This window comes from Herbiconiux daphne (assembly GCF_024979295.1).
Classification (GTDB): Bacteria; Actinomycetota; Actinomycetes; order Actinomycetales; family Microbacteriaceae; genus Herbiconiux; species Herbiconiux daphnes.
The window spans coordinates 1-1529 of sequence record NZ_JANLCJ010000084.1 but is presented as its reverse complement, the minus strand read 5'-3'; the positions used below and the strand labels follow the sequence as shown (position 1 = coordinate 1529).

At 40.1% G+C, this 1529-nt stretch carries 2 protein-coding genes; both read right to left on the bottom strand.

Going from position 1 to position 1529, the window contains the following annotated elements; translation table 11 throughout:
- Nucleotides 1-357 precede the first annotated feature (357 nt).
- Nucleotides 358-897: a metallophosphoesterase gene (locus tag N1032_RS23080; RefSeq protein ID WP_259542667.1), complete on the bottom strand. Its 540-nt coding sequence runs from the start codon at nucleotides 895-897 to the stop codon at nucleotides 358-360.
- The gene (locus N1032_RS23075) at nucleotides 890-1372 is read right to left on the bottom strand and encodes a hypothetical protein (protein WP_259542666.1); all 483 of its coding nucleotides are present in this window, start codon (nucleotides 1370-1372) and stop codon (nucleotides 890-892) included. The genes N1032_RS23080 and N1032_RS23075 overlap by 8 nt, the downstream gene beginning before the upstream one ends.
- Nucleotides 1373-1529: the final 157 nt, after the last annotated feature.

The following is a 1529-nucleotide window of genomic DNA, read 5'->3' as shown; positions in this document are numbered from 1 at the left end:
ATGCCACATAGCTTTGTTTGCTGTGTACGTATCGTCATAATCTAATGCTATGTTCAGTTTAGTGAATTGTGTTCCAAATGGGGGTTGTATTGAATCCGTTAGTCCAGCTTCCAGCATTATTAAATACTCCGTTAATGGTATTCAATGTGGTAAGGGTATTAGTTACAGGTAATACTTCGCATAACTCATTTAAACAATTTCCATTTACTAGTGTGTCTCGACAGAACCAACAAACAGGGGCGTCGACAGGTTCAAATGCAGCATGTTGTGCTATCCATCGAGCTTCCCTTGCCATTTCTAACAAATCACTTAATGAATCTGTAAAAACTAAATTACTATCCCTGTAAAAGTTAGGCATTAATTGTCTCCTGACCAAATCCTGTTAAAGCGTTCTAATCCTTTACGCTTATCGTGATATTCAAAGTGCTGACGAATCTCTAACAGACTGACTGGCTTAAAATCAATCTGCTCACATGACGTACAGAAATACCGTCTCTCATCTTCGATTTTAGCATTATGCGTATGAGCATAAATATTTCGCTTCCCTCGAAGTTCATCTGGATGGATCGGGATATGAGATAACCAGAATTCTTTGTACTTGATATCACCACTGATTGTGTCGAACACTTCAAGCATTTCAGGGATGAGAGTGTAGTCGTCATGATTGCCTAACACTAAGTGTTTATGTGGGCATAGAATGCGACGTATGACGTTTAGAGCGCTTCTATCAAATACCCAATCTCCTAGGAAGAAGATTTTATCACGCTTCGTACAGACGGCATTCAGAGCGTCTACGATGGTGTTGTCATGTTCTTCCACTGACTTAAATTGAGGACGAAACTTCAAGATGTTTTTATGTCCGAAGTGTCCATCACCGACGAACCAAACATTAGCCACCTTTCCTTTTCTCCTCAACTTTGGTTCTGATACGTTTCTTAACTTGAGCAACATACTTCATTGAATCGATGTGCTGTCTTTTACGTTCACGACGATAAGATTCATCACGCCAACGCTTATCCCATTTAAGCACCCCTTTCTTAATGAGGTGCTTAACCATTACCCACTCTTCTTCACCGACAGGATTCTCATCGGCTTCATGAATACTGAGTTGGAAATCAAACCACTCTTTCCCATATTTGATGCCTACAAAGCGCCCTGACGGCATCTGGAACTCATACCATGCAGTTTTATTATCCAGAAGATAAAAGCCCACACGATTGAATACAGGAGCAATACGAGGGGTATTCCATCCGATAATATCATCTAACAACTTATCATCGTCGTCACTTAAACTGCTATTCTTACGACGGTATTGAAATAAACCACCACTTAGGTGGCTCTGTAAATCGTTTGTGAGGACTTTTAAATTCATGATTAGTCTCTAGTGAGTATGTAACCAGTTTAAACCGATTTTAGCATCCGACGCTAATGGACACTCCATCTTCAAGTATTCACCAGCTTTCTTCACACACAATAAAGTGAGTGCTTCTAGTTTGTAAACATCTTCACGATGGACAGTGAATTGGCCT

Bases quoted from the DNA above. Each gene is read 5' to 3' on its own strand.
- N1032_RS23075 (WP_259542666.1), bottom strand. From the start codon at position 1,372: ATGAATTTAAAAGTCCTCACAAACGATTTACAGAGCCACCTAAGTGGT.